The organism is Pseudoalteromonas sp. SR41-7 (assembly GCF_014163935.1).
GTDB lineage: Bacteria > Pseudomonadota > Gammaproteobacteria > Enterobacterales > Alteromonadaceae > Pseudoalteromonas > Pseudoalteromonas distincta.
Window position 1 is genome coordinate 294,308 of record NZ_JACJEF010000005.1, and the last position, 24,731, is coordinate 319,038.

The 24,731-nt window shown below is 38.6% G+C and carries 22 protein-coding genes; 2 read left to right on the top strand and 20 right to left on the bottom strand.

What is annotated here, in order from left to right:
* Positions 1–102: 102 nt before the first annotated feature.
* The 3 genes from H5092_RS09280 to H5092_RS09290 form a co-directional block, all read right to left on the bottom strand.
* Positions 103–1,605: a trehalase family glycosidase gene (locus tag H5092_RS09280; protein ID WP_182733390.1), complete on the bottom strand. Its 1,503-nt coding sequence runs from the start codon at positions 1,603–1,605 to the stop codon at positions 103–105.
* 14 nt (positions 1,606–1,619) lie between these two features.
* A complete protein-coding gene (locus tag H5092_RS09285; RefSeq protein ID WP_182693046.1) occupies positions 1,620–2,858 on the bottom strand; it encodes a sugar MFS transporter in 1,239 nt (412 codons plus the stop codon).
* A gap of 175 nt (positions 2,859–3,033) precedes the next feature.
* Complete coding sequence (locus H5092_RS09290; RefSeq protein WP_182693045.1) at positions 3,034–4,041, bottom strand: LacI family DNA-binding transcriptional regulator; 1,008 nt, start codon at positions 4,039–4,041, stop codon at positions 3,034–3,036.
* Between the two features lie 285 nt (positions 4,042–4,326).
* Here H5092_RS09290 and H5092_RS09295 point away from each other — a divergent pair, with 285 nt between their 5' ends.
* Positions 4,327–6,579 carry a TonB-dependent receptor gene (locus tag H5092_RS09295; RefSeq protein ID WP_182733391.1) on the top strand — a complete coding sequence of 751 codons (2,253 nt, stop codon included), beginning with the start codon at positions 4,327–4,329 and terminating at the stop codon, positions 6,577–6,579.
* Positions 6,580–6,659: 80 nt separating this feature from the next.
* Here the strand turns inward: H5092_RS09295 and H5092_RS09300 are convergent, their stop codons facing one another.
* From H5092_RS09300 to H5092_RS09320, 5 genes are all read right to left on the bottom strand, one after another.
* The gene (locus tag H5092_RS09300) at positions 6,660–7,181 is read right to left on the bottom strand and encodes a hypothetical protein (RefSeq protein ID WP_182733392.1); all 522 of its coding nucleotides are present in this window, start codon (positions 7,179–7,181) and stop codon (positions 6,660–6,662) included.
* A 56-nt stretch (positions 7,182–7,237) separates the two neighbouring features.
* Positions 7,238–8,776 carry an EAL domain-containing protein gene (locus H5092_RS09305; protein ID WP_182719969.1) on the bottom strand — a complete coding sequence of 513 codons (1,539 nt, stop codon included), beginning with the start codon at positions 8,774–8,776 and terminating at the stop codon, positions 7,238–7,240.
* Positions 8,777–8,854: 78 nt separating this feature from the next.
* A complete protein-coding gene (locus tag H5092_RS09310; RefSeq protein WP_182716287.1) occupies positions 8,855–9,490 on the bottom strand; it encodes an SGNH/GDSL hydrolase family protein in 636 nt (211 codons plus the stop codon).
* An 8-nt stretch (positions 9,491–9,498) separates the two neighbouring features.
* A complete protein-coding gene (locus H5092_RS09315) occupies positions 9,499–10,011 on the bottom strand; it encodes a DsrE family protein (RefSeq protein WP_182716253.1) in 513 nt (170 codons plus the stop codon).
* 65 nt (positions 10,012–10,076) lie between these two features.
* Positions 10,077–10,550 carry a flavodoxin family protein gene (locus H5092_RS09320; RefSeq protein WP_182716254.1) on the bottom strand — a complete coding sequence of 158 codons (474 nt, stop codon included), beginning with the start codon at positions 10,548–10,550 and terminating at the stop codon, positions 10,077–10,079.
* A 77-nt stretch (positions 10,551–10,627) separates the two neighbouring features.
* On the opposite strand from H5092_RS09320, the gene soxR reads away from it, so the two are divergent.
* Positions 10,628–11,089 (top strand): redox-sensitive transcriptional activator SoxR, encoded by a 462-nt coding sequence (soxR, locus tag H5092_RS09325; RefSeq protein ID WP_182733393.1) that lies wholly within the window; start codon positions 10,628–10,630, stop codon positions 11,087–11,089.
* Between the two features lie 14 nt (positions 11,090–11,103).
* Here the strand turns inward: soxR and H5092_RS09330 are convergent, their stop codons facing one another.
* The 12 genes from H5092_RS09330 to H5092_RS09385 form a co-directional block, all read right to left on the bottom strand.
* A complete protein-coding gene (locus H5092_RS09330; protein ID WP_064387120.1) occupies positions 11,104–12,270 on the bottom strand; it encodes a lipase family protein in 1,167 nt (388 codons plus the stop codon).
* 23 nt (positions 12,271–12,293) lie between these two features.
* Positions 12,294–12,725 (bottom strand): DUF6795 domain-containing protein, encoded by a 432-nt coding sequence (locus H5092_RS09335; protein ID WP_259398380.1) that lies wholly within the window; start codon positions 12,723–12,725, stop codon positions 12,294–12,296.
* A 238-nt stretch (positions 12,726–12,963) separates the two neighbouring features.
* Positions 12,964–13,743, bottom strand: a complete 780-nt coding sequence (locus tag H5092_RS09340; protein ID WP_182733394.1) for a hypothetical protein — start codon at positions 13,741–13,743, stop codon at positions 12,964–12,966.
* Between the two features lie 82 nt (positions 13,744–13,825).
* A complete protein-coding gene (locus tag H5092_RS09345; RefSeq protein WP_058547829.1) occupies positions 13,826–14,092 on the bottom strand; it encodes a hypothetical protein in 267 nt (88 codons plus the stop codon).
* A gap of 71 nt (positions 14,093–14,163) precedes the next feature.
* On the bottom strand, positions 14,164–14,742 hold the full coding sequence (locus H5092_RS09350) for a hypothetical protein (RefSeq protein WP_182716256.1): 579 nt from the start codon (positions 14,740–14,742) through the stop codon (positions 14,164–14,166).
* Complete coding sequence (locus tag H5092_RS09355; RefSeq protein ID WP_182716257.1) at positions 14,736–15,509, bottom strand: ChaN family lipoprotein; 774 nt, start codon at positions 15,507–15,509, stop codon at positions 14,736–14,738. The genes H5092_RS09350 and H5092_RS09355 overlap by 7 nt, the downstream gene beginning before the upstream one ends.
* A 117-nt stretch (positions 15,510–15,626) precedes the next feature.
* Positions 15,627–16,799, bottom strand: a complete 1,173-nt coding sequence (locus H5092_RS09360) for a lipase family protein (RefSeq protein WP_182716258.1) — start codon at positions 16,797–16,799, stop codon at positions 15,627–15,629.
* Positions 16,800–16,813: 14 nt separating this feature from the next.
* The gene (locus H5092_RS09365) at positions 16,814–17,311 is read right to left on the bottom strand and encodes a DUF6795 domain-containing protein (protein ID WP_182716259.1); all 498 of its coding nucleotides are present in this window, start codon (positions 17,309–17,311) and stop codon (positions 16,814–16,816) included.
* Between the two features lie 55 nt (positions 17,312–17,366).
* Complete coding sequence (locus tag H5092_RS09370; RefSeq protein WP_182716260.1) at positions 17,367–18,341, bottom strand: ankyrin repeat domain-containing protein; 975 nt, start codon at positions 18,339–18,341, stop codon at positions 17,367–17,369.
* Positions 18,338–22,855 carry an RHS repeat-associated core domain-containing protein gene (locus tag H5092_RS09375; RefSeq protein ID WP_182716261.1) on the bottom strand — a complete coding sequence of 1,506 codons (4,518 nt, stop codon included), beginning with the start codon at positions 22,853–22,855 and terminating at the stop codon, positions 18,338–18,340. Before H5092_RS09375 ends, H5092_RS09370 begins: the two co-directional genes overlap by 4 nt.
* Positions 22,855–23,706, bottom strand: coding sequence for a hypothetical protein (locus tag H5092_RS09380; RefSeq protein WP_182733395.1), 852 nt, complete (start codon positions 23,704–23,706; stop codon positions 22,855–22,857). The genes H5092_RS09375 and H5092_RS09380 overlap by 1 nt, the downstream gene beginning before the upstream one ends.
* Positions 23,703–24,731 (bottom strand): hypothetical protein, encoded by a 1,029-nt coding sequence (locus H5092_RS09385; RefSeq protein ID WP_024595243.1) that lies wholly within the window; start codon positions 24,729–24,731, stop codon positions 23,703–23,705. Before H5092_RS09385 ends, H5092_RS09380 begins: the two co-directional genes overlap by 4 nt.

The window sequence follows — 24,731 nt, forward strand, 5'->3', positions numbered from 1 at the left end:
ATCGTTTCTCATCCTAAAACAGATAAAAACCTATTAAATCAATACATAACCTACATTACTTTTGTTTTAACAATTTTTTTGTAAGATAAATAACAGATCGGATTAGTAGTTTAGTAATTTATAAAATCGAGTCGTTACGCCATTAGTCCAACCAAAACCCTGCTGTACTTGATATTCACCACCACCGGCTAAAACCGCTGGTGTGCACACATTGTATTTTTCGAGTAAGCACTTATTTACTGCAAAATTTTGCTCAACCATATTTACCCAATTTTGCATTATATGTGTACTCAATTGAGTAATACCGTAGTTATTAAGCCCTTTTACCGCAAGCCATTGGAGTGGAGCCCAACCATTTGGACTATCCCACTGCTGAGGCGTTTGAGTAATAGTTGTAACAATGCCACCCTCTTTTAAAAATTCATTGGCTAATATTGTAGCTACCTTGATTGCTTGCTCATTACTGGCTAAATTAACAAATAAAGCAGTAGTTGCCGCTGCACTAAGTATTGGAGATTGAGTCGTTGTACGGCAGTTATAATCAACAAAAAAACCGGTTGGTTCATTCCAAAGGTAAGCATTAATAAGTGCCTTGCGATTGCTGGCAAGTAATTGGTAATGCTCTGCTTGTTCACTATTGCCGAGCAATTGAAAGAATTTGCTTAATTGATTCTCTAAGTTATACATAAGGCAGTTTAAATCTATAGGAACAATATCAGTTGTTTGAATAGAGCTTAGTAAATTAGACTCACCAAGCCAACGAGAACTAAAGTCCCAACCCGACTCACATGCAGCGCGAATATTACGATAAAAATCAGATTTTTTCTCCTTCGCCAACCCTTCCGCTAGCGCTAAATCTTCACGCAATGACTCTGCTCTTGGCTCACTTACATCGTCCCAATAACGATTTAAAACACCACCACAAGGCATTCTTACTACCCGCTTTGAGCCCAATAAATCACTCGAAAGCAACTGCGCGTCTTGCATCCAAAATATATATTCTTTTTCAAGTGCTGCAACACACATAGCAAGCCATTGCGTATTGAGTGATTTGCTATGCGTATGTTCCCATAATAACTCGACCATGAGTGCTAAAACCGGTGGCTGCGAGCGTGATAAATAATAGCGACGGTTACCATTTGGAATACAACCATAATCGTTAATTAAATCTACAAAGTTAAGTAGCATATCTTCAACTACATCACCTTTATCTGCATCGATTAAGCCCAATGCTGTAAAATAACTATCCCAATAGTAAATCTCTTGAAAGCGCCCGCCAGGCACAATATAGCTGTGCTTTAGTGCTAGTAATGAATCTTGCTTCGGGGTATCCGCCTCTCTTCTAAGGCCACTCCATAACGAGTCTATATAATGCTTAACCGATGACGTATCAGCCTCAGTGCCCATTGCTAGCACTGGGGAAGTAATAAAGTGTGCGTTTACAAACTCACTAAGCTGCGTATTAGTTAAAGGCGCTAATTGTTCATAGCTTTTACATGCACTTTGCCAATTAACACGCGCAATTGCATCTGCGAATGTTTTACAGTCGCTAAATACATGCTGCATTTGAACATCTTTAAATAATTGGCTGTCAAAAAAACTCATAACTTTCCTTACTGTTAAGCTGTTGTTGCGTGTTGTGAGATAGCGTCGGTTCGTTTTTTGAAAAAAATCACGCTAATAAAAATCAAACTAATGGGAACCAAAGAAAGGTAAAACGCATGCTGGCCACTAAAGTGCTCAAATACATAACCAGTTATTATTGAGCCTGTTGTTCCACCAAGTGCTGAAAAAACTACAATTAAGCCAGTCATAGCGGCATGACGATGTTTTTCAAGAGCGCTGAGAATAACTGAGTTAAGTACCGGATAAATAGGCGCCATGAAAAAGCCAATTAACGGTAAAATAAATGCAGCAAGTGGTGCATCAAATAAGCTAATTACTGTATTTTCAGTAACATTCTCAGTAAGCGGTAGGGTAATAAGTATGAGGCCGGCCATCGCAATTAAACAACTGCTCAATACAACAAACCAGTGAATGTGTTTAAGTACTTGCCCTGCTACTAAGCGCCCAAATGCAAGTGCCGCAGCAAAAATACTGGCCAGCTGAATACTAATAGCTATAGGAAGTTTTAAAACTTCATTATTGAATGTGGGTAGCCAAGTACCGACGCCCTGCTCAATTAATACGTATAAAAAAGCACTAATTATAAATATGAGTACCAACGGTTGATATGTTAGCTTAAGCATGGCGATAAAATCGAACCAACCAGAGCGTTTAGTTTTACTTATAATGGCGGGCTTTATAGGCGCAGCAATTACGCTCGCTATAACGATTAGGGCTAGAGCTGCTAGTAAGTAATAAACGTTGAGCCACGCGGTTGAATCGTTTGGATCTATAAAAGCAGTAAAAATCCAATAGCCACTTAACACACCAACCATGAAAATGCCCTCAATGGTGTTTAACAATGAAGAGTGGCTATTTGCATCATCTGTCACTTGGCCGATAATAGAGTAAACCGACACTTTAACCACAGCAAAGCCACAACCAATGGCGGCAAATAAAATTTTAAACGCATAAAAGTCACTAATTAAAGCCGTACTTACACAAGCAAGGGCAACAACAGTAAGTGCCCCAAGCATAGCCAGTTTATAGCCTAGGCGAGGAATAAACGAAGCCACTACAAATGACATTATCGCAATGGATAAATCTTTAAACCCCTCAAGCACTGAAGCTTCTGTTTTACTTACCCCAAGGGTATTTATTGCCTGCAAAATAACGGTGCCCACGCTATTTAACAAAATAGCGAAAATAAAGTAACTTGCTGCAATTGCCAGTGTGACTTTTGTTTTACTCATAATTGTCCTCGCTTTACAGCGTTATTTAAACGCTATAACGACCTTTATTGTATGCACATAACGAGTGCATACACAGTGTGTGTTTATATCAGTGAGGTTTGAGTTTAGTTTAGAATAGCCCCCAATGCAATCGTTTGCATTTTAAATTTAACATTAACTCAACATGATTTATAAACTATCTTTTACTTGATTGGCGGGTAATCAGTTCAATATCAATTACTTGTGATTCAACTTTTTCACCAGCTAGTTGCTGCATCAATTTTTGAACTAATAGCGTGGCTGCGTACTGTGTGTTTTGTCGGATAGTTGATAATGAAGGGTGGCTAATGTCGGCCATAGCAATATCATCAAAACCTACTAGAGCGACATCATTAGGAATGCTTACATAACGCTCTTTTAAGGCTTTCATGGCACCTAAGGCAACCATATCACTACATGCAACTATAGCATCAAAATAAAGGCCTTTTTCACGCAGTAATTGGTTAATTGATTGATATGCTGAGCTACTTGTAATATCAATAGATACAACATGTTGCTCTAATTTATGGGATGCTAATGCGGCAGAGTACCCTCTATGACGCTCACTAATTTCACCATGTTCTGGGTCGCCTAAAAATACAATGTTTTTAGCTCCGTGCTCTATTAAATGCGTTGTTGCTTGCAAGCCTCCCAAGTAATTGTCACTTCCTACAATGGGGTAGTTGCTAGGTGTTTTAGGGTCTCCCCATACCACCAGCGGAATACCTGCGTTAGCTGCATTTTCTATATTGATTTGGTTTTTACCTTGACCTACAACAATAATACCGTCTGCACGGCGGCTATTAATAAAATAATTAGCCCAATCGTCTTGCGCCATGATTGAATTAGATAGTAAAAGCTCTAACCCTTGCTGATTAAGTGCAAGATTAATTTCGCTCACTACTTTAAGTAAAAACGGATCGCTAATCGACTGCTCTGTTTGTTCGTCAAGGTTAATTATAACCGCAACTACATTGGTTTTTTGTGTCCGCAACCGACTTGCAGCCGTATTAAGGCTAAAATTATGCTCTTTAGCTAAGCGCTGAAGTTTATCGCGGGTTTCTTGCTTAATTAGCGGGTTATCATTAAGCGCACGCGAAACTGTAGAGGTAGACACGCCTGCTAGTTTCGCTAAATCAGTTAATTTAATTTTTTTGTTATTCATGATCTTCCTAAATAGTCGCTTACCACTGATCAATACAATTATCTAACTCGCTGACAATATAGCATTATTATTTTTTGCTGGCGCGAACAACGACCTAAAAAGTGTTTAACATATAAATAAGCTCAATAAATAAACTATATAAATTCATAAATAATTTACAAATAAATATTGCAAACGTTTGCATTTATCTCTAAGGTTTCAATATACACAGCCTATTTACAATGATTTTTAGTAAAAAGGCTGCTGAAATACACTGTTTAATACACTAAAAACGGGATCACACACATGAAAATCAATAAAGCAAAAAGTACATTAGCGTGTGCAATTACTTTAGCGCTTAGCACTCAATGCGCATTTGCAGCAGAGCAAACACAAGAAAAACAGAAAGTTGAGCGCATTGTGGTATCGGGAACACCTACGGGTGTTGGAGTTAGAAAAATTGATGCCAGCTATGCGGTAACTAATATCGATAGTGAACAAATTATTAAACTGTCTCCAAAAAGCACCGCTGACTTGTTTAAAGCAATACCTGGTGTTTGGGTAGAAAGCTCAGGTGGTGAATCGGGCGCTAATGTATTTGTTCGTGGTTTTCCTGGTGGTGGTGATGCCCCATTTTTAACACTCAGTATTGAAGGCTCACCTATTTATCCTGCTTCAACATTGTCATTTTTAGAGAACTCATCAATGTTTCGTATTGATGAAACCATTGAGACAGTAGAAGCCCTGCGTGGTGGACCTAATCCTGTTTTATCTAACGGACAACCAGGATTAACAACCAATTTTAGATTAAAACGTGGTGGCGAAGAAACAGAAGGCTTATTTAAATACACAACTTCTGATTACGACTTACAGCGAGTTGATGCTGTGATGAGTGGTGAAATTACTGACGATTTATACTTTATGGTTGGCGGTTACGTAAAAAGCTCACCGGGTATTCGTGATGCGGGCTTTACTTCTGAAAAGGGTAGCCAATTTACAATCAACATTACTAAAGATTTAGACAACGGTGAGCTTAACTTTTATACCCGCCAAACAGACGATCACGGTGCATGGTACTTACCAACACCCCTTAATGTTGATGGTATTGACGCAGAATATACGCAACTTGGTACGCTAAATCGTCAAGCAACAATATTTACAGGCCCCGATGCACAAGCACTTGATATTGACCTAGGTGATGGCCGAGGGTGGGACGGCCATGTTTCGGGCGGTAGTATTAAGCTAGAGCTAAAAGGTGGTTGGCATTTTTCAGATCGCTTTAACATTACCAAAGGCGATGCAAATACCTACGGTTTAGTACCTAGTGGCTCAGCAACAACGGTTGGAGCAGTTGCTGATAACGGCCAAACTGCATTTGGAGCAGTTACAAACACTGAATACGCAAGCGATACCCCAGTCCAACAACTTGGTCGATGGGTAGTACTTAAAGAAATCAGCTCATTTACTAATGATTTAGCTTTTTCGAAAAAATTTGGCGACCTATCAACAACCTTTGGATATTACACTGCAAGTACTTCAGCAAAAGATTGGTGGAGCTTAGGTAACACTGCATACCATGTACTTGAATCAGGTGGCGAAGCATTGGCTGGGATTGAATGTAATCAAAACACCGATGGTTGTGATTTTAACTACGACATAAGCTCAACAGGTGATGCGCGCACTAACGCGTTTTATGTTACTGGTGAATACAAATTTGCTGATGCGTTTACACTTGATGTTGGCGTACGTCAAGAAAACCACGAAGTAGAATACAGTGTAGATGAGGGCCTTGACGGTATTATTACTAAAACCGTTAGCTATGATGAAAGTAAAACATCGTGGACTACAGGGTTAAACTATTCAATTAATGATGATATGGGTGTGTTTGCCCGTGTTAACCGTGGTTATAAAATGCCTTACTTTGATGACTTTAGAGATAACTTTGATGCTTACGAAGACGGCGAAAAGCTTATTAAAGAAATAACTCAAGGCGAGCTTGGCTATAAGTTAATTACTGAATCAACCGACTTTTATGCAACCGTATTTGTAAATGAAGTTAAAGGCGACACATTTGTAAGACGACCTGGCGTACCAGCAGAAATTTTAACAAACGAAGCATACGGTATAGAGCTTGATTACAACTTTAATCATGATTCTGGTTTTTCTGTTAATTTAAATACGACATTACAAGATGCTGAAATTACAGAGAGCCCAACAAACGATGGTAACCAGTCGCAGCGCCAACCAAAATGGCAAGTACGTATAACGCCAAGTTACGATTTTGAGCTACAAGGTATGTATGCAACTTTATACGGTACACTTTCAGCGGTTGATGATCGCTTTGGCAATAACGAAAACACTGTAACACTCGATGGCTACGAAAAAGTTGATTTAGGTTTAATATTAGAACCAATGGAAGGCATCAAGCTTCAAGTAGCAATAGATAACTTAACGGATGAGCAAGGCATTACAGAAGGTGATCCACGTAATGCTGATGCACCAAATGGTCGTTACATTATGCCTCGTACAACGCGCTTTAGTGTAAGTTACGCGTTTTAAATAAAATACAATATAAAGGGAGCATTCGCTCCCTTTCACTTTAATTAACCTAAACAAATGAATTTAAAGGCTAAAGTGAATTACTCAATACTCGCTTTTAATTTATTCAGCGCATCAACCGAAAAACCTCGATCATAAAAATATAAAATTTCGCCGCTGCTATTTATAAGTACCACACGAGAGTTATTTGGGCTTTGATTACCTGTAAACTTTTGAACTGTCTCGCCATCTTTATAAATAGTGATTACCCCACCCCATAATTCTTTAGGGATGCCTTTGCGCATACCGCTGTCTATAAATGTGCTAAACATACGTGGTGCCATGCCGGCAATGGTTGGTAGTTCGTATGTAGGGAGCGTTACGCCCGCCATATCTAAACCAATTAACCAACGGTCTATATCAAACTGGCTGTCTTGCTTGTACCCAATGAGCAGTAGTGTTTTATCTGCTTTAAAATCACTAGGTATAGTCACCAAACTTTGCTCTAAGCTTTCACCACTAATGCTTGGGAACTGCTTACCTGTTAATTGCTGGTTTGGGTACTGTGTTGTACATGCGCTAAGTAGTAAAAGTGCAAAAGCACTTAATGTTAATTTGATCATAATAAACCTAATATTTATAAATTTCATACCGATACGTTTAGTATGGCAGCTGAGATCTAAAAATGCTGACTAGTTATATAATTTTTAAATTTAGACGCAGTCATGGGCTTACCGTACTTCCAGCCTTGTCCGTAGTGCACACCCGCTGTTTTTAAAATGGCTTCTTGCTCAGTCGTTTCAATTCCTTCTGCTACACAGGTATAATTAAACTTATGCACAAGTTCCATAATATTCGGGATCATAGAGGCTTTTAAGCCCTCAGTTGTTATATCTTGAACAAACGTACGATCAATTTTAAGTTGATGAAAGCTCAAATTTTGTAAATTTCTTAAATTCGAATAACCCGTACCAAAGTCATCTAATGATAAGTTAAATCCCGATTCAACCAAGGTTCTAAAATGAGCATGCGCGATGCTTGTATCAAGGTATTCGTCTTCAGTTATCTCTAAACAAATAATAAAGCGTGAATTGGTAAGCTCTGTAATTTGTGGCAGCAACGACACGTTACCCAGCTCTACATCACACGGAAATATATTAAGCGACACTTTGAAGCCTTCAGGCAATACCTCTATAGAGGTTAGCTCTTTGATTGTAGTGGCAATCATGGCCTCAGTAAAAGTCCAGGTTAAATTGTTTTTTCTAATAACCGGAATAAACTCATCTGGAAATAAAACACCGTACTTATCTTCAAAACGTGCAAGTACCTCGCAACCAATCAGCTTGCCACTTTGCAAACAAATAATAGGCTGGTAAGTCCAATAAAATGATCCCTTTTTGAGTCCTTTACGAATACGCTGATTAATAGAGCGACGTGCAGCAATTCTTGCATCAACTATTAACGCACTCGATATTCCCGCTAAACAGGTTAAAATTAACGAAATTATTAATAATAAGTGGTTATTAGAAAAAAACAGACTCCAAGGTAAGTGCACTACCACACAATATTGGCTACTTGCAGAACTGCAAACTAAATTAGTTTCGTAAGGAAAGAAAACATTGTTTTTTACTTGAAGGTAGAGGTCCTCTTTACCTGCTAAATGATGCAAAGTATTTGGTGTTTTATAAACAACTTCCCAATCTGGCACAGTAATGCCAATGTTGGTAAAGGGAGTACTCTGCATAATTAAATTATAGTCCCCTTGTCTGACTATAATTACCTCCATAGGGCGCTCACTAAATAATAATAGATAAAGCTCTGGCTCAAAACGGACCCTCACCTGTTCATCATCTCGAATAAAGTCAGGCTGTTTGTCGTTAATTGGTTTACTTAATAAGCCTGCACCCGTAGTACAAACTAGCTGATTATCTTTAAAAAAACCTATATCAATTACATATTTTGCGTCAAATAAAGCGCGGCGCATCTCAAGAAGAGTTGTGTTGTCACACTGTTTAAACGCAAGCTTATTTAATGGGGTAAGTATTCGACGCCGCTCTGCAATTGCACCTTCTACATGAGTGAGAATATACTCAGCATCTGACTTTGTTTGTGCTGTTAATTGCTGCGCTGCAAAATTGAGTAAAATAATACAGCCAGTTATAAAAACTAACACTCCGGTTAGAACGGCTATAATAGATTTTTGTTGGTACTTTTTCATAGCATCTCGAAGTTGTTAATTTATATCACTACTTTATTAGATGATTGCATAAGTCGCATTAAATTCACACAGATAGATTTAACAATTATTGAGTGAGTTTTGAACCAATTGCGCTATTTTAAAGCCTATTGCCAAATGTTGGACATCATCAAAATGAATCCCATCACCATCTGTTATGCTAATAAACGAGTTAAAATCAATAAAAGCGCACTTATTATTAGCTGCAACGCTTTTAAATGCACTAGAGAGCTCTGTTGCTTTAGTATCAGCCTCTTCATAAATACGTGAATACTGCTCGGTAATTCTTATTTTAGGTGGGCTAGCAATAATAATTTTAGGAGATTTTAAAGTACTACCTTGCTGATAATAAATGTGTATTGAGTTAATTAAATCATTCAAGCCATCTGCTATTAAAGTAGGTGTTAAATTAAAACGTTTTTTAAGATCGTTTGTACCAAGAGCTATAATAATAAAGTCGAGATCATGCTTATCCAAATAAGGTTTTAAATAGCTAACAGCATTAAGCACACCGTCAAACGGGGGATTATGCACTAACGTGCGATTAGGTTGCCCTGCCTCTATTACGTTAAAACCACACCCTAAGTTTTTATTTAAAAGTGATGTCCAACGGGTATTTTCATCAAAACGTTTACCCGTTACAGGGTTTAAGCCCCATGTATTTGAATCCCCAAAGCAGAGAATATTTTTTATTATTTGAGTCATTAAAATGGATTGAGCGTATAGCCTTGTTGTTGAAGTTGTCCGTGAGCGGTCATAGCCGAAAGCGACATTTTTACACCCTCAATTAAAAGCGCTGGCGTTACTTTAAAGTGAGTAGCAGATTGCCCGCAAACATACACTTTAGTGTTGTTTGCTAGTAGCTGATCAATTAACGCTTGGTTTTTATTGTCAGCGTTAAAGCGTTTTTTATATTCGCTATTAGCTAACACATCAACACTTGCGCTACCGTGCACAACTAATGCAAGTTGTATGTTTTCAGGCTTTACGCCATGCGCCACATGCATGTTAATAAAACGCGCTAGCGAATTTATTGAATTATTTTGCGCGCCTTCTTTAGCGCCATCAGCAACATCAAATGCTATTTTAAATACCGTAGCGTCATTAATTTCATCATGCTCGGGGACATTGTAATAATTACCATACCCCTTAATTGGTTGCTCTGTTGCATATATTAAAGGGCTAAAAAGCAGCACTAACAATAGTAAATATTTCATAAAACAATCCTGTGTTTTTTAAGATTATTACTAAACTACCAGAGACAACCAAAAAAGGCTGCAATTTAAGCAACCTTTTGGGTACTTTTATGGCTGTGGTTAATAAACTGCATACCTAAATAACTAAACGTATTTTTAAACTGCTCTACAAAACAGGCGGGGGCTTCACTTGATGACGCATTAGAAAGCACTGAAAAATGCTTACTGCGTAAATTACGAAGCTTAGGTTTTAATACTTCATCGTCCATATAGTCGGTTATTCTATCGATAAATAATTTCATTTGTACCGTGGTGCTATACCAATAAACGGGCGAGGCAAACACCCAATGGTCATACTTTAAAAGCGATTCAAACACAGTGTAAAAATCATCATTTTTATAGTTTTTGTTATAGCAGTATGGCGCAATTTTATAATCATCCAGGCAAATTACACGCACAGCATTTTGCTCTGCAAATCCATTAACGTGCGCCTGTGTATTACCATTTTTGCGTGCGCTTGAATAAATAATAACAGTGCTACGCTCAAGTTTTTGTTGCATTTAGTTAGCTCCTTTTTTAATGTTGCAAGAAGCTTAAAACCTCAAGTTATATTGAGGTCAATCGGAAATTAAAAATAATGCCAATAGATCAAAAAAAACTAACTGAGGCCAGCTTAACCGTGGGTTATGTAGCAAAGCGTAGCGGCGTAAAAGTATCAACCCTACATTTTTACGAAACAAAAGGACTAATACGTAGCTGGCGTAATGGCGGCAATCAACGCCGCTATAAAAAAGATGTACTGCGCCGTATAGCGGTAATAAAAGCCGCACAAGCAATGGGAATAACCCTTGATGAAATTAAACAAACATTGGCAACATTACCTGATCAGCGCACACCCACGCAAAAAGACTGGGCAGCCCTTTCAAAGCAATGGCAAGCACAGCTGGACGAGCGAATAGCGTATATGCAGCGTTTGCGCGATCGCGTTGATGGATGTATTGGCTGTGGGTGCTTATCTATGAGTAAATGCCCTATTTATAACAAAAACGACCACTTAGGCGAAAACCAAAGTGGTGCTATTTTGTTAGAGCGAGATTGAGGGCTAGATTAAAGTTAATCTAAGCCGCTTAGCCCCTCTCTCGCCGCTCGGTATAAAGCACCTAGGGTTGAATCGAATACCGATTTTATAAAGCTATATGTAAGCTCCACCGCTTTACTAATTACTTTGCCAGCAAACACTAACATATGCCCTAGTAAACCTAAGGTTTGTGTTGCAAACGAGGCTGACGCTTTAGCTATTTTATCAAGCGTTCGCGCCAACATATCGTAAAAAGTGAGACCGGTTCCAATGGCTGCTTGGGCAGCAACTGCGCTGTAATAGCCTGCATCTTTTAAAAGGGTAATTAATGCAGCACCAAGTTTATCTGCCCAATGTGAGGTAAATGATGCTTGATTTCTGTCTTCAAATTTTAAACGCACAGGCATGTTTAAAAAGTGATTAGCTTGTATAGTTAAGTTGTTCCAATTATTGCTATTGGCAGTGTTTAAGTAGCCAGGCGTACCAGCAAGAGTATGAGCAGCACCTTTTAAACCTTGTCCACTATCTAAACGTATTTCTTGGCCATTGTGCGGAGCATGCGAAAAAGGCCATAAAGGCACTTTAGCCACTGGGTCAGCCCCATGTGTACAGCGATAAATTTTATCGATTCTTGATGTTGCTGCGCGAGAGAAGTTTTCAAGCCCAACACGTGGCGAACCAAACGTATATAATTTTACAGGAAGTGAATACTCAGCTTTGATCCAATCAGCAGAAAGCGTCGCTAACGCACCACCCAAGCTATGGCCAACTAAATGAACGCAACCAGTCACTTTATCTTGAATATTCGCTGCTATAAACTCTTGCAGCGCAGGCTTCATACTATAAAAGGTCTTATTAAAACCAGCATGCACCATACTGCCATTTGACCCACCACTCACACCAAAGTGCCCATCGGTTAATCCATCTCTTAGCGAGTTAGTTCCCCGAATAGTTATAACCGAATCGCCCTCATACGCGCCAAGCCCATGCCCTACTAAAGCAAAGCCCGTGCTTAAATTAAATAAATGAGAAAAAAAGCTGCCCGTTACCCCTTGTACTGCACCTGGATTAACTGAAAAATTAAAATTGTCGCGCAAAGAGGCATGAAGTGTGCGATTGAGTAAATTAGTGGTTTTAATACTTTTTGCTTTATAAGCAAGGTTTGCTAATTGTACGGCTTGAGTGGGTGTCAAAGTATTCATATAAGTTCCCTTTAAATAAATAGTTAAAGTTTACATGATGTGTATATCGCAAAAGTGTGGCTTGTATCTTCTTTAATTGGAATATCGTATGTTTGCGGCTCTTTAGAAATATCACACTTCAAGTGTGCAAGAAGCTCTTTAAGTGTGTCACTTTTTTCATGAATTGAAACAAGCGTGTACCATAAAACAATTCCTTCTGGCGTGCCGTTTTCTAAATAAATATGCTGAACCAACGAGTCGTTATCAAACATATTAGAGGGCTTACCTGTCTTTATTGTTTTTTCTGTAAAAGTAAAATAACCGTATTCGTCTGTTGTGGTTTCGTCAACGTATTCATCGCCATAGGTGAGTGAGCGCATTACTTTAGTGTTTGCAACTGGCTGCCCATTATCTAATAACTGCCCCTTTACTGGAGCCGATAAATAAAATTCTTGTTTATTAAAAAAGCCAAACATATCCGCACAAGCCTGTGATGTAGTAAAAAAAACAACGGCAATAGAGACTATTACCAACACAAAAATTTTTAAACGCGATAAAAACAAAGCAAACACTCTCCCAAGACCTAGCTATAAGCTACTTAATGTTTATGGCCAATTAATTACACCAACCATATTTATATTAAAAAAAAGTAGGGGAACATACTAATTAGGTACAATTATACTGCATGTTTTTTAATCAAAAAACAATCCTAATTTAATTATAAAATAGCGTATATATTAATTTACCAATACTACTAAACGCGATACCGCCCACAAGCAAAAAACCATATATAAAACTAATAGCACCAGCGGAAGGATCGCTCCTTTTATCAATTTCTATACATGCCGTGCACACAACAAAAAATATAAAAAAGTTAGCGATAACGCCTAAAATAAAAGCATCCCCAAATAACGGTGATACACCTGCCAAAACTGCGCCCAATATTAAGAGCGAGCCTGAAAATGAATGTTTATTAAACCGGCTCTCAATCATTTTTATAACTAATGTTGCTAACATAAAGAGTAAAAAGTATAGCGTTGGCCAAAACTGATAATACAAATAGCCCCAGTTTAAAAGCTCACCTGTAGTTGATGAATAAGTTTGTTCACCTATGACAGGCGCTGAAGCATTCGCGGCATTTTCGCTAAAAAAATATCCTAACCCACCAATAATTAATTTTATAATCCCAAAAAATAAAAAACTGGCAATAGTAAACCCGATAGCGTCATCTCTTGTTAATCGCTTTTTAGCTTTGCTTTTTACAATAATGGCAAGCATTAAACCTAACAGGCATACACTTCCTAAATAAAGTACCGCCTGCCAAAAGTCATCAGGATAAAATACGGCTAAACCAGGCGCTATAAATAGATACATAGCATCTTCGTTATCTAGTGAACGGTTTCGGGCACTCTGCTCAGACTCTTTAAAAAGAGCTAAATATACAAATAAAGGCTGTAAAAACAGTATTAAAATACTCGTGGTGATAAGGCTCATAGATCATCCTTGATGAGAAAAAATTAATGCAGCACTAGTGCTGCATTAATATTAAAAATTGAGTGTGTAATTATGATGGGGGTTATAGGTTTATTTTTTGAAAATACGTTTTAAGTTTTAAAAGCCCCGACTCAAGTTCAAATTTTTGTATTTTAGGATTTTTGAATTTAAACCCATTAGAAATATGAGTATTAATCATCGTCGCCATGCCCTCAAACCCAGCTGGCGCACTAGCAACTAAATCGCTCAACAAAGGGTTTATAAGCACTTGATGCTCTTCTATTAAAGTTGGGTCTTCATATATATCGTAAACAAGGTTAGTTAGTGTTTGTTGGTTTTGTTGTTCCATATCATTTCTATAGCGCTTTAGTTTAGGCGTTTATAGCTCCCTTTATATTTATAGGTAAATACATTTAAAGTTTAATTTTCAGCTAACGAGGCTTTGGCTTGCTTTTGTATATATTTAGCGCGATGCACCCAATCAGCTCTATTTGCATAATTTATAACGTAATCAGTATGGGTAATCACTTTATTCCACATACCAAGTCTTTGGTAAATAGTGGATAGTTCAAAATGTGCCGAAACAGTTTGAAAGTTTATTTCATTATCATGCAGTAAATACAATTCATATAATCGTGCAGATTCTCTTAAATCCTTTTTTACGAAGTGGCCACTTCGGTATATCCAAGCAAGTTTTTTTAAAGCACTATACTCGTTATTTGCAATACGAGAATTAAGTTCCTCCAAATAACGATTACCATCTCCGGTGTGCACACCTATGTAATACAAAGCCTCCCAATCTCCAAGACTATAAGCTTTTTCACACCATGCTTCTAATTGTTCAGGTGCATGCATTAAGCTTTTTTGGCATTGCTTTGCGGCTTTTTCTACAGTTAGGTTAGGGGAGTTAATATCTATATTAGGAAAAAGCGATGCTCTCGAAACAGAAGAAAATACAACACCCCACGTAAAGATAATTAATGATATTATTTTTACCATTGTAGTGAACCATCACTATTTACACGTTTTTCAGGTATATGCACTTGAAAGGATTTAACAGATGATTCGTACGGGTAGCCTTCTCGATAAAAATAAAGCTCTTTTAGGGATTTATCCTGATTTGAGTCACCTGAGCAACGTCTATCACTTATGCAACTTAACCCTCCAATAAAGTCGATAAAGCGTACATTGAAAATATTGTGATCTTTAAGAAATACATCAACACCAGGCTGGTCTGCTGCATTTAATACAGCATGAAAGCGATGCATAAAAGCAACAACTCTATTCTGACTTGAACGGTTTAATATAGTAGCTAAATTAACTGCCCAAAGTGCGTTTCTATAAGTATGAGTATCAAAGCAGTCGCCTCCTATACCCTTATCCGAAGAACATACACTATCCATTATATCCATTGTTTCGACTAACACGTCGAGCGCGACTATTTTCATTCCAATATCGCGCGCAGCCTTAACAAGTTCACCATAAGCATGAGGTGTTAAATAGCCATGGGTCCAATATTTATTAAAATACTGCTGTATAACATTAAAGCCTTTACCTGTGCGTTGATAAAAGTCTATTTTTTCCTGCATAGCTCTTGGTAGCATTTCGATTGCAAAATGCGTGAAACCAGCAGCTTTTAGCTGTTTGATTGCCTTTATTGCTTCATACTTATATCCGGCAGTGCTATGGCTTGATTCACCAAGCATCACTAAGCGTGCATTACCGGCCATTGTTTTATAATTTACATCCGTGTTTATTTTATTCACTGTATTTCCTTATGTTTAATAACTTCGAAGGGCTTTTAAACTAGATATTTTACATTTACTAATTGTGGCCCGCTTTATAAAAATGACTCAGTAGTTACCTGAGCCTTAATTTAATTACTAGCCAAAGGCGATATGAGGTGAAACTTTGACCGCAGCAATTACTAGTGTTTTAAGTTTTTCTAACATCCAAGTTAAAGCTTTTTTTACACCTGCATAAGTTATATCAACGGCAACAAATGGCTTTCCTACAAAGTTAAGTATATGCCCAATTAGCCCTTTACTATCTTCAGCAAACTTAATCGACATTTGAGAAATCTCTACAATTGACCGAGCTAATAAATCATAAATAGTTAAAACACCTGATGTGCCTATTTGACCCATAATACTTGCTAACTTACCGCTCTCACGTAATAAAGTGATAAGGGCACTTGTGATTTTTTCAGACCAATGTGCATTAAAAGAAGCATGATGGCGGTTATAGTACTTTAGACGTGTCATCGTTAAGTTAGATATCGAGCCTTTCTGCATACTTTTATAGTCAGGGTAACTAGCTGCAGTGTTAATATAACCTGGCGCATTACCTGCCATTTTATGCGCCGCACCCGTTAATGAAACACACGTACTTAGCCTATATTCGCTCCCCGCATGTACAAACGGCCAAACAGGAACCATAGCTACAGGGTCGCTACGATGAACAGCCCTATAAATGCCATCTAATCTTGTCTCTGTTTTAATTGCGAAAGGGTTAAGACCCACCCTTGGAGATCCAAAAGTATAAAGTTTTACAGGCACCTTATATTGAGCTTTAATCCAATTTGCTGCTAACGTTGCTAAAGCACCACCAAGGCTATGGCCAATACAGTGAACAGGGCGCCCACCTGCCTTACTCAATATTGCTGCTAGTTGCGGTTTAATAGTTTCAAAAGTACGATTAAATCCAGAATGTACCGGAGCTAAATTTGGGCCAACGGTAACACCACAGTGTAAATCTGTTAACGCATCAGCAAGCCCAGCAGTACCCCGTATTGCTATAACAATCTCGCCCGCATGGTTACCGGTACCTTTGCCTACACCAAAAAAGCCAAAACCAGTAGATTGGTTCAATACATGCTCTGCTGTTGTGCCACTTACACCTGTTAGTGTTGATGTTTTTGAATCAAATGCAAAATGCTTACTAATAATTGGATTCGACTTTATTTTTTTTGACTGATCACCAGCCGCCGAAACCGCAATGCTTTTGTACGCAAAATCAGCCAGTTGTGCCGCTATGCTAGGAGATAAAATTTTCATGTAAAATCCTTTTATTATTTAAAATCTTTAAAATAATCCGTATCGTCGTCTTCAGTTTCATAGATTTCAAAGTCACTTTCCCATCTACAAATACTCGAGCCATAAAAATCTAAATTTTCATGAGCATGGTTAGGAAATATAAAATCCACATTAGGTGATACTAAATCGGCGTTTAGACTGCTTAGCTTTTGTTTGTACTCGTCGGGCTCATCAATACCACGTAGCTCACTATTCCAAAGCTCATACTCTTCACCGCCATGAATTGCAGTAATAAGTTGATAAGTAACTTCATGGGAGAACATATCACCGGGTATTTTTGACTCAACAACAACTTCTGGCATATTAAAGGTGCCATCGGAAGCTGTAATGACCTGATCTTCTTTTTCAATTTTATGTGCAAATTTGAGGCTGCGATTAATTAAAACACCTTCAACGGGATTGCCGTTTAAAGTAATAATCCCTTTAACTTCAGAGCACATGTGTACGTCATATTTTTTTATTAAACCAAACATAGTGGTTCTAGTCCCTACCTAAAAATATCTTAGAAATAAACTTTACCGAAATATACTAAAGTATTGGCTTTCGATTTTTAAGAATTGCTTGACTGACACCTTTTACTTCAAACTGTTTAAGTAACGCAGCTATGCCATATTGTTTTTCGGCATCTATTTCTTTTTGGTAAAGCGGAAATAATCTATAAATGTTAACAGGATTATTGTTATAGCTAATTTTATCTTCTAGTAATAAAGCAATGCCTTGATATGGCGTGCATTCAACTTCTCGGGTAATAATAATGACCCGTTGAGTTGGGTCTATTTCTACTTGGTTTATAACTTCTAACCAATCAAACAACCACGGGTATGACTGAGTAAGCACTTCTTCTGCCGTATCAAAACCTTGCTTTGTTACTTCAAACATTATTTCAGCATCTTTATTGATGTTTTCAGAAAAAACAGCAAACTTGCCCTTTGCTTGTTTTGAATACAAAATACATGGTGTCTCTTTACTTTGCACATCAATCAATGCGCCATAATGAGCACTTAACTTATCTTTAAACGTTTCTGTTATTGCTGATACATAATTAAGTTCGTTTAAATCGTCTTCGATATTTTTATAACCAACGCCACGACCATAACGAATAAGCTCTTCTTTACTTTCGTTATTTGCGCCGTTTTCTATCAGTAGCTTTAATAGTTCTTTACTTTTGCTATATACGGCACATGATAAGGGAGAGCTTGTACTATTATGATTAACATTTGCTCCCAAGCCTACAAGCTTTTCTGTTGGAGTTAATTTACCGCTAATTAATGCAGAGCTTAGAGGTGTCCTCCCAAAGTCATCAACACATTCTTTATCAACTAAGCCAGCTAACATTGAAATTACATCTGGAGATTCAAATTTAGCTGCTTTATGTAGCCAGTTCCGATTCGATAAAAAACTATGGCTTATCAATTCAGGGTGCTTTTTTAAAAAAAATTGTAACGATTCAACATCGTTTTCAGCGATAAATTTAGAAGCTTCTCTAATTAATTCTTTGCTCATGTGTATACTTTTCCTCTTATATGTTGGGAAGCGAGCTCGCCCATTTCTTTAAGTGCTTCAATAACAGCTTCTGGAGTACCGTACTCATCCTCTGCTTCTTCTAAATGTTCATATACTAGCTTGGCCATTTCTTCGGTATGTAACCCTTCAATATTAGGTGCCCATACTAGATTTTCTTTACCTTTAAGCCAATCAATATTATGTTTCTCTAAAATAGCTTTACTCTTAAGCACCCACTCTTTTTGCTTACCACTACCTTCTTTAAATACAATATGGTGAGCATGAGCATTTTCCATTTCTTCAGGGCTTGGTTTAGCAACGCCATGCTCTTTTTCTAAAATTTTACCCCAATGAATGTTGGCTACTTTTTCATTGTTATCAATATGCTGCTGAGCAAAATCTTTTATACTGACGGTTTGAGATATCCTTTTGCCCGATGGCATCTCTCTTGTTATTGTAATTTTATTTTCTTCAGGGAGAATATTTTCAAAGCTATACTCATGCTTTTTACGATACACACCACCTTCTGGTGGATAATCAATTGTAGATATATCTTTATTATCAATTGGAGTACATGCTATCGCCATTTTAAAAATCGCATCCACTGTTTCTTGATCGAAACCATTACCTACTAACGAATTCAGCTTGTTTTTTAATCTTTTTTCACCCTCTGCACACAACAACCCAAACGGATCCACCCAATTAACCGGATTTGGCGCATATTGATAGTGGTTTATACCACCCACTAACCCTATCGGGTCTTGGTTTATAAAGCGCTGTTGTTTTGGGCTGTAGTAGCGGTAGCGGTTGTAATGTAAGCCGCTCTCTTCATCTAAATATTGCCCTTGAAAGCGAATTGGCTGAGTGAAGGTGTTTTCTTTATTAGTGTCAGGCTCGGCTTCTGGCTCTTCATAACCATACGCATCGGCTTGGTTTTCCCATACGACTTCTGCTTTGCTGTTGGTTACAAACCGCGGCGTATTAAGCTGGTCTAGGTGATAGTAATACACCTCACCTTGTTTAATTAGTGCGACTGGGTGAAATTGATTAGGCAGGTTAATATACCAGGTATATTCACCATGTTGGCATTCGCCGATTAACTGGTCGTTATCCCAAATGTAGTCAATTTTACCGTGCTCGGTGTGCTTGGCGATACGACGACCTAGTGGGTCGTAGTCGTATTGGGTAAGCGTGCCGTTGTTGTTAAAACAGCTTAACTGATTAAACGCGTTGTATTCACGACGGGTTTTAATGCCTTTGCCGGTTTCGCGTATTTGGTTACCAAACTCGTCGTAGTAAAAGTCGCTGTCGCCAAAGTGTGTTAGGCGGTCGGCGTCGGTGGCACTGTTTATTGTGGTGTTGTTAGTGCCTTCATTGTTTGCTACTGAGTCAGCGTTGCTACTATTTTTACTACTATTTTCACTACTATTTTCACTACTATTTGCTGCTAACTCATTGTATTCGCTATGGGTGGCGCGCGTTAAATCAATAGAAGAGCTGGCTGTATACTCGTTGCTGGCTGCATCATGTTCTATCCCCTGCTCGCCTGTATCTCTAAGGTCTGCATCGCTTGTGTTTGATTTAACTGTTTGGCTTTGTGGGTTACCAAAGCTATCCCACTGATAGTGTGTGATTTTATTGTTCTGCTCGCCTGCCAATGTTTGTTGTATTAACTGGCCGAGGCTGTTGTATTCAAAATTGATATTCTGGCTGCTTACGCCTTCATTTTTGCGGGCAATAAGCTGGTTTACACTGTCGTAGTTGTACGTACAGGTATCAAATAATGTTTGCGCTGGGTGTGTAAGCTGTTGCTGCGTTAAACGGTTAAATACATCAAACTGTTGATTGAGGGTAATACTGTTACCAAACTGCTGGGTTTTAATATTACCTTGGCTGTCGTAGCCTAATGTTACAAGCGGCTTTGCAAGTTCAAACTCTTTGCTGTTGGTTTGCTGTAAGTTAATACCGCTTAGCTGGCCAAACTGGTTGTAGCTGTATTTAAGCGTAGTTGAATCTGGCAGGGTAAGGGTTTGTCTTCTGCCATATTCGTCGTAGCTGTATTTTAAGGTATGCGCTTGTTGCTGGTTATTAACTTGCTCGGCGCACAGTAGCCGCCCGCCTTTATCAAACTGCTGCTTTAAGGTTGATTGTGCATTATGTGCACGCGTAATGTTACCTTGCTTTGTGTAGCTGTAGTAATTGGCGTTATTAATTATATGTGAGTCGCTTGCAAGGCTTGCATGTTGCGCAGTTACACGGCCAAGGCTGTCGCGCTCTATTTTTACATGGCGTTTGTTGCTTTGCGTTACTGAGGCTAAGCGGTTACAGGCATCGTACTTATATTGCTGTAGCGTACCATCAAACCCGGTTATTTGTGTTGGGTTTTCGTTCGCGTCGTAACTTATGCGGTATACGTGACCGTCGCTTCGCTCGATGGCTGTTAAGTTTCGCTCTTTGTCGTACGTTAAATGCAGGGCGCTGCCATCGGGCTGAATAACACAGTGCGGTTGGCTTAGCCCTTCAAAATGTTGCTCTGTGGTATCGCCTTTGCTGTTTTGCGAGCTAATTAATCGCCCTGCTTCGTCGTAGCTAAAATTTTGATGCTGTTTATTTTCAGGCTCTTTTTCATCAAAGGCAATGGTTTGCGTAAGCTGGCCATGCTCATTGTATTTATATTGAGTGAGTAACCCTGCGTTATTAAGTGTGGCATTTACGCGGCCTAAGCTGTCGTAGCTGTAACGTATTAACTCATCGTTATGATGTTTTGCTAATAGCTCGCCTTGCTCGTTCCAAATAAACTTGGTGATTTGGCCGTTTTTATTTATATGCTGAGTTAACTGGCCAAGCTTATCGTAGCTGTATAACGTGGTACGGCCATCGCCAAAGGTTTCGCTTTGTAATAATCCAGCCACACTGTATTTACGCGTAATGGTTTGGCCATCAGGTAAGGTAGTTAATACACGTTGCCCAAGTTGGTTGTAAGCAAAATGGGTTTGGCTACCATCTGGCTGCGTTATTGTTTCTAATTGGCCATAAGGTGTATAGCTATAGCGCGTTGTGCTGCTATCGGGCTTAATTTCACTGAGCTTTTGGCCTTGCGCATTGTATGTATATTGCCAAACGTTGCCGTTAGGGTCGGTATGTTTTACCAATTTACCTTGTGCGTTATGTACAAAGTGCTCTTTGTGGCCTCGAGAGTCTATACAGGTTGTTTCACCAGCCTCTAAGTTATATTCAAACTGGTAAGTATAAGTATTGTTATCGCCCCATTGTTTTGTACATTTAGCACTCGGTGAATAGCTATCCCACTCAAAATGATGGCTAAAGCCACTGGCTCGGGTACGCTTTGTTAATAAGTTAGCGGCGTTATAGGCGTAACGCTCAGTTTCGTTTTGCTGATTAGTAGACTGAACAAGGTTTTTGTTTTCGTCGTACTCATAGCTTGCTAGTAATGGCGATAGTAATTGCTGTTTGTTGTTTTTATCGGTGCAGTACGCTGCTATTTTGCTTAACAAACCTTGCGCGTTGTAGCTAATAATACAGCCGCGCACTTTGTTTACTTCTATACGGTGTAGGCGCTCTTTTGCATCGTAATAAAGCGCGATGCTTTGACCTTTTTCGTTAATTATTTTTTCAAGCAACCATGCGCTTTCGCCTGGTTTAAACGTAAGGTGTTGGTCATCTGGCGTTACAAGGACTTGCTTGCCATTTGTTTGGTAATGCAGTGCAAGGTTACTACTTAACTGATAGCTCGATTGGCCAGGCTTTACCTTTTCAAATTTATGTTTAGCGCCGTGCTCGTCTTGGTACTCTAACCAGTAGGTGCCTTTTTGTTTAGGACCCACTTTTGGCGGCGGCAAGTAATGCTCTGTAAGGCTTGCCATAAAGTCATGGCGCCAACCATTACCCATTGTTGTACACACATCAGCATGAGATGAGCGATACAAACGTCGCCACACTAATTGCCGACTCCCTGCTAGGGTAAAGTCGATGAGCGGGAGAATTTCTTCGCCCGACAGCATTGATACAGGATCTGAACGGCACTCTTGATTTGTAATGGGCTCTTCGCTTGCGGTGTTATTACTTGCACCGCCAGTGTTTTTAGCGGGTGCTTGCGATGCGCTTTTCCCTTTTGCTGTTGAGCTTGATTTTTTGCTCGACTTTTTGCCAGCTGCTCCACTATTGGTGTTATCACTAACTTGAATAGATGACTTTGCTTTTTGGTGATAACACGTTACAGCGCCAGCTATTAAAGCTTGGGTAAGTGCACTTGCGGTTTCGCGGGCAGAGGCGCTGCGTGGGCAGCTAACGCCTGCGCTATTTAATAAGTTAATTACGTCGAGGCGTTTGGCAGCATCGCCAGTTAGCGCACCACCAATTTCAGCTATTTGCTGTTTAGCACTTTGTGCCGTGTTTGCTACTGCAGGTGCATAGCCAGAGGGCGTTTGGCCTTTACCAGCAACGAGGCAAATGGGGTAACTTGTTCCTTGTAAAACAACTGTATTACTTTGCATTAGTTGTGTACTTCCTCACTTATCCATAAGTATGATGCTGCGGCCTGGTATTTTGATTGTTCTTGAGAAATCACTAACGCATGTTTAAAGTGATTTACAATAGCCGGGCTTGAGGTCAATTGATATAAATTGACGAGTCCTTCAAGCGCACCAATTTTACCTAATTTGTAATTAGGTAATTCATAATGTGTATGCTCACTAATTAAATTACTGAGCAATTGTAAATTTGTTAACCACACATCGCTTTCGTGGTTTACGCCATTACCTGGCGCACATATAAAATCTATTTGTTTTTTACTATTAAGCGCAATGTTAGAAAAAATCCCACTTAATTGGTTATGCTTTATAAAATCTACAGATGGAGCCAGTTCGTGGCTTTGTTGCATCCAACCAGTTTTAACTGCTGTAACAGTTGCAAGTGCACCACCAACACCTTGATAGGCATATTCACTGTTACTATTTGCTTTGTGTGTAGCGTCTACTGCAAGTACGTTAACCTTTTTCCACTGATTTTTTTGCACAAGTTCGATCATTGCATTAGCGCCTGTAGCACCATAAAACAAAATATGACTTACATGCTGTGGAAATAACTGTTTTAAACTATTTGCCAAAAGTTGCTTAAGTTCGCCTTGGTATTCAAGCGCAGGAAGCAACCAAACCAAAGGCGCTTGTAGGTCTTCAACTTTTGCAAATAATTCTTTTGCTTTTAATATACAATCGTAAATGCATGCATTCCACGATTGCCATTCTTTAAACTCATTTAATACAGACTCTTCGCCGTATAAAAGCTCATCTATGTCTTGAGAAAATGGCGCTAAAAAACACTCCATATTAATATTAAAAGCACTCACAACACGGCCTCCGCAGCTAACTTTTTAGCAGTAGCGTGTTGGTAGTAGTTATATAAGTTAAATACAGCTTGGCTATAGCTATCCATAGCAGACATTTCTATAGCATTTAACTTAGTATTTAGCGCTTTACCTGCTATTAAGCGCGAAGATGAAAGCTCGCCCTCAAACTTTGGCCAGTTAGTGTGTAACTGACGCTTAAATTCACTACACGATAACTCATCACCTTGCCATGCTTGCAGTTGTGTTTCAAAGCTCACTAATAAATCAAGCTTATCGCCGAGCAAGCGCCTTATTAAAGCAATAATGGTATGTGGTTCTTCAACTTTATTTAAAAAAGTATTAGCTAATGGAATTAATTTTGCAAAGCTACTTTGCAGTAATACCTGCATAGTTTGGTCAACCGTTAAAGTGTTGCTTGCATGGTTGCCAACTACATTCACCTGTTCCCAACTGAGTGATAATAAAAAAAGCGACATTAACGGAGAATTAATAAGCCCAGCATTGCATAAGTGTTTAAACGTATTTATTACTTCGGTATTTTTGGCTTGGCTACTTATTAATAAATTTTGCTCCAACGCTGGCTGTAAATGCTCAAGTGACTCTTTGTCAGTGGTTAATGCAAAGCACAAAGTTTTTAAGTCAATATAAGCGATTAAATTCAAGCTATGTTGTTGTAATAACACTTTATAAATAATTAATTTAGTTAGGCTATGTAAGGTAGGCTCGTTCATTAAAGCGTTAATAAACGCTAAGTTAATGTTTTGAGGCAAATTAGCCATTACCTCAACGCATGCTTGTGCAGTGGAATCAATATTGGGGTCACTTTGTAAAAAAGTGATTAATTGCACTAAATCTGGCTGGCTAAATTTTTGTGGGACGTTATTTTTCTTAGCCGTTAACCAACATGCTTCTAATAGCTTTGTTTTAAGCGTTTTAATAAAACCTACGCATGTAAAAGGGCAATATTGTGCTTCACTAATTGCTAGCAGTTGCGCTTTATGATTACTTAGGTATGTAGATAGCAA

Excerpts from the sequence above, each read along its gene's own strand:
- H5092_RS09345 (WP_058547829.1), bottom strand. The coding sequence starts at position 14,092 with ATGGAACAACAAAACCAACAAACACTAACTAACCTTGTTTACGATATA.
- H5092_RS09290 (WP_182693045.1), bottom strand. The coding sequence starts at position 4,041 with ATGAATAACAAAAAAATTAAATTAACTGATTTAGCGAAACTAGCAGGC.
- H5092_RS09340 (WP_182733394.1), bottom strand. The coding sequence starts at position 13,743 with ATGAGCCTTATCACCACGAGTATTTTAATACTGTTTTTACAGCCTTTA.
- H5092_RS09370 (WP_182716260.1), bottom strand. The coding sequence starts at position 18,341 with ATGAGCAAAGAATTAATTAGAGAAGCTTCTAAATTTATCGCTGAAAAC.
- H5092_RS09300 (WP_182733392.1), bottom strand. The coding sequence starts at position 7,181 with ATGATCAAATTAACATTAAGTGCTTTTGCACTTTTACTACTTAGCGCA.
- H5092_RS09330 (WP_064387120.1), bottom strand. The coding sequence starts at position 12,270 with ATGAATACTTTGACACCCACTCAAGCCGTACAATTAGCAAACCTTGCT.
- H5092_RS09280 (WP_182733390.1), bottom strand. The coding sequence starts at position 1,605 with ATGAGTTTTTTTGACAGCCAATTATTTAAAGATGTTCAAATGCAGCAT.
- H5092_RS09375 (WP_182716261.1), bottom strand. The coding sequence starts at position 22,855 with ATGCAAAGTAATACAGTTGTTTTACAAGGAACAAGTTACCCCATTTGC.
- H5092_RS09335 (WP_259398380.1), bottom strand. The coding sequence starts at position 12,725 with ATGTTTGGCTTTTTTAATAAACAAGAATTTTATTTATCGGCTCCAGTA.
- H5092_RS09365 (WP_182716259.1), bottom strand. The coding sequence starts at position 17,311 with ATGTTTGGTTTAATAAAAAAATATGACGTACACATGTGCTCTGAAGTT.
- H5092_RS09285 (WP_182693046.1), bottom strand. The coding sequence starts at position 2,858 with ATGAGTAAAACAAAAGTCACACTGGCAATTGCAGCAAGTTACTTTATT.
- H5092_RS09295 (WP_182733391.1), top strand. The coding sequence starts at position 4,327 with ATGAAAATCAATAAAGCAAAAAGTACATTAGCGTGTGCAATTACTTTA.
- H5092_RS09305 (WP_182719969.1), bottom strand. The coding sequence starts at position 8,776 with ATGAAAAAGTACCAACAAAAATCTATTATAGCCGTTCTAACCGGAGTG.
- H5092_RS09315 (WP_182716253.1), bottom strand. The coding sequence starts at position 10,011 with ATGAAATATTTACTATTGTTAGTGCTGCTTTTTAGCCCTTTAATATAT.
- H5092_RS09320 (WP_182716254.1), bottom strand. The coding sequence starts at position 10,550 with ATGCAACAAAAACTTGAGCGTAGCACTGTTATTATTTATTCAAGCGCA.
- soxR (WP_182733393.1), top strand. The coding sequence starts at position 10,628 with ATGCCAATAGATCAAAAAAAACTAACTGAGGCCAGCTTAACCGTGGGT.
- H5092_RS09360 (WP_182716258.1), bottom strand. The coding sequence starts at position 16,799 with ATGAAAATTTTATCTCCTAGCATAGCGGCACAACTGGCTGATTTTGCG.
- H5092_RS09350 (WP_182716256.1), bottom strand. The coding sequence starts at position 14,742 with ATGGTAAAAATAATATCATTAATTATCTTTACGTGGGGTGTTGTATTT.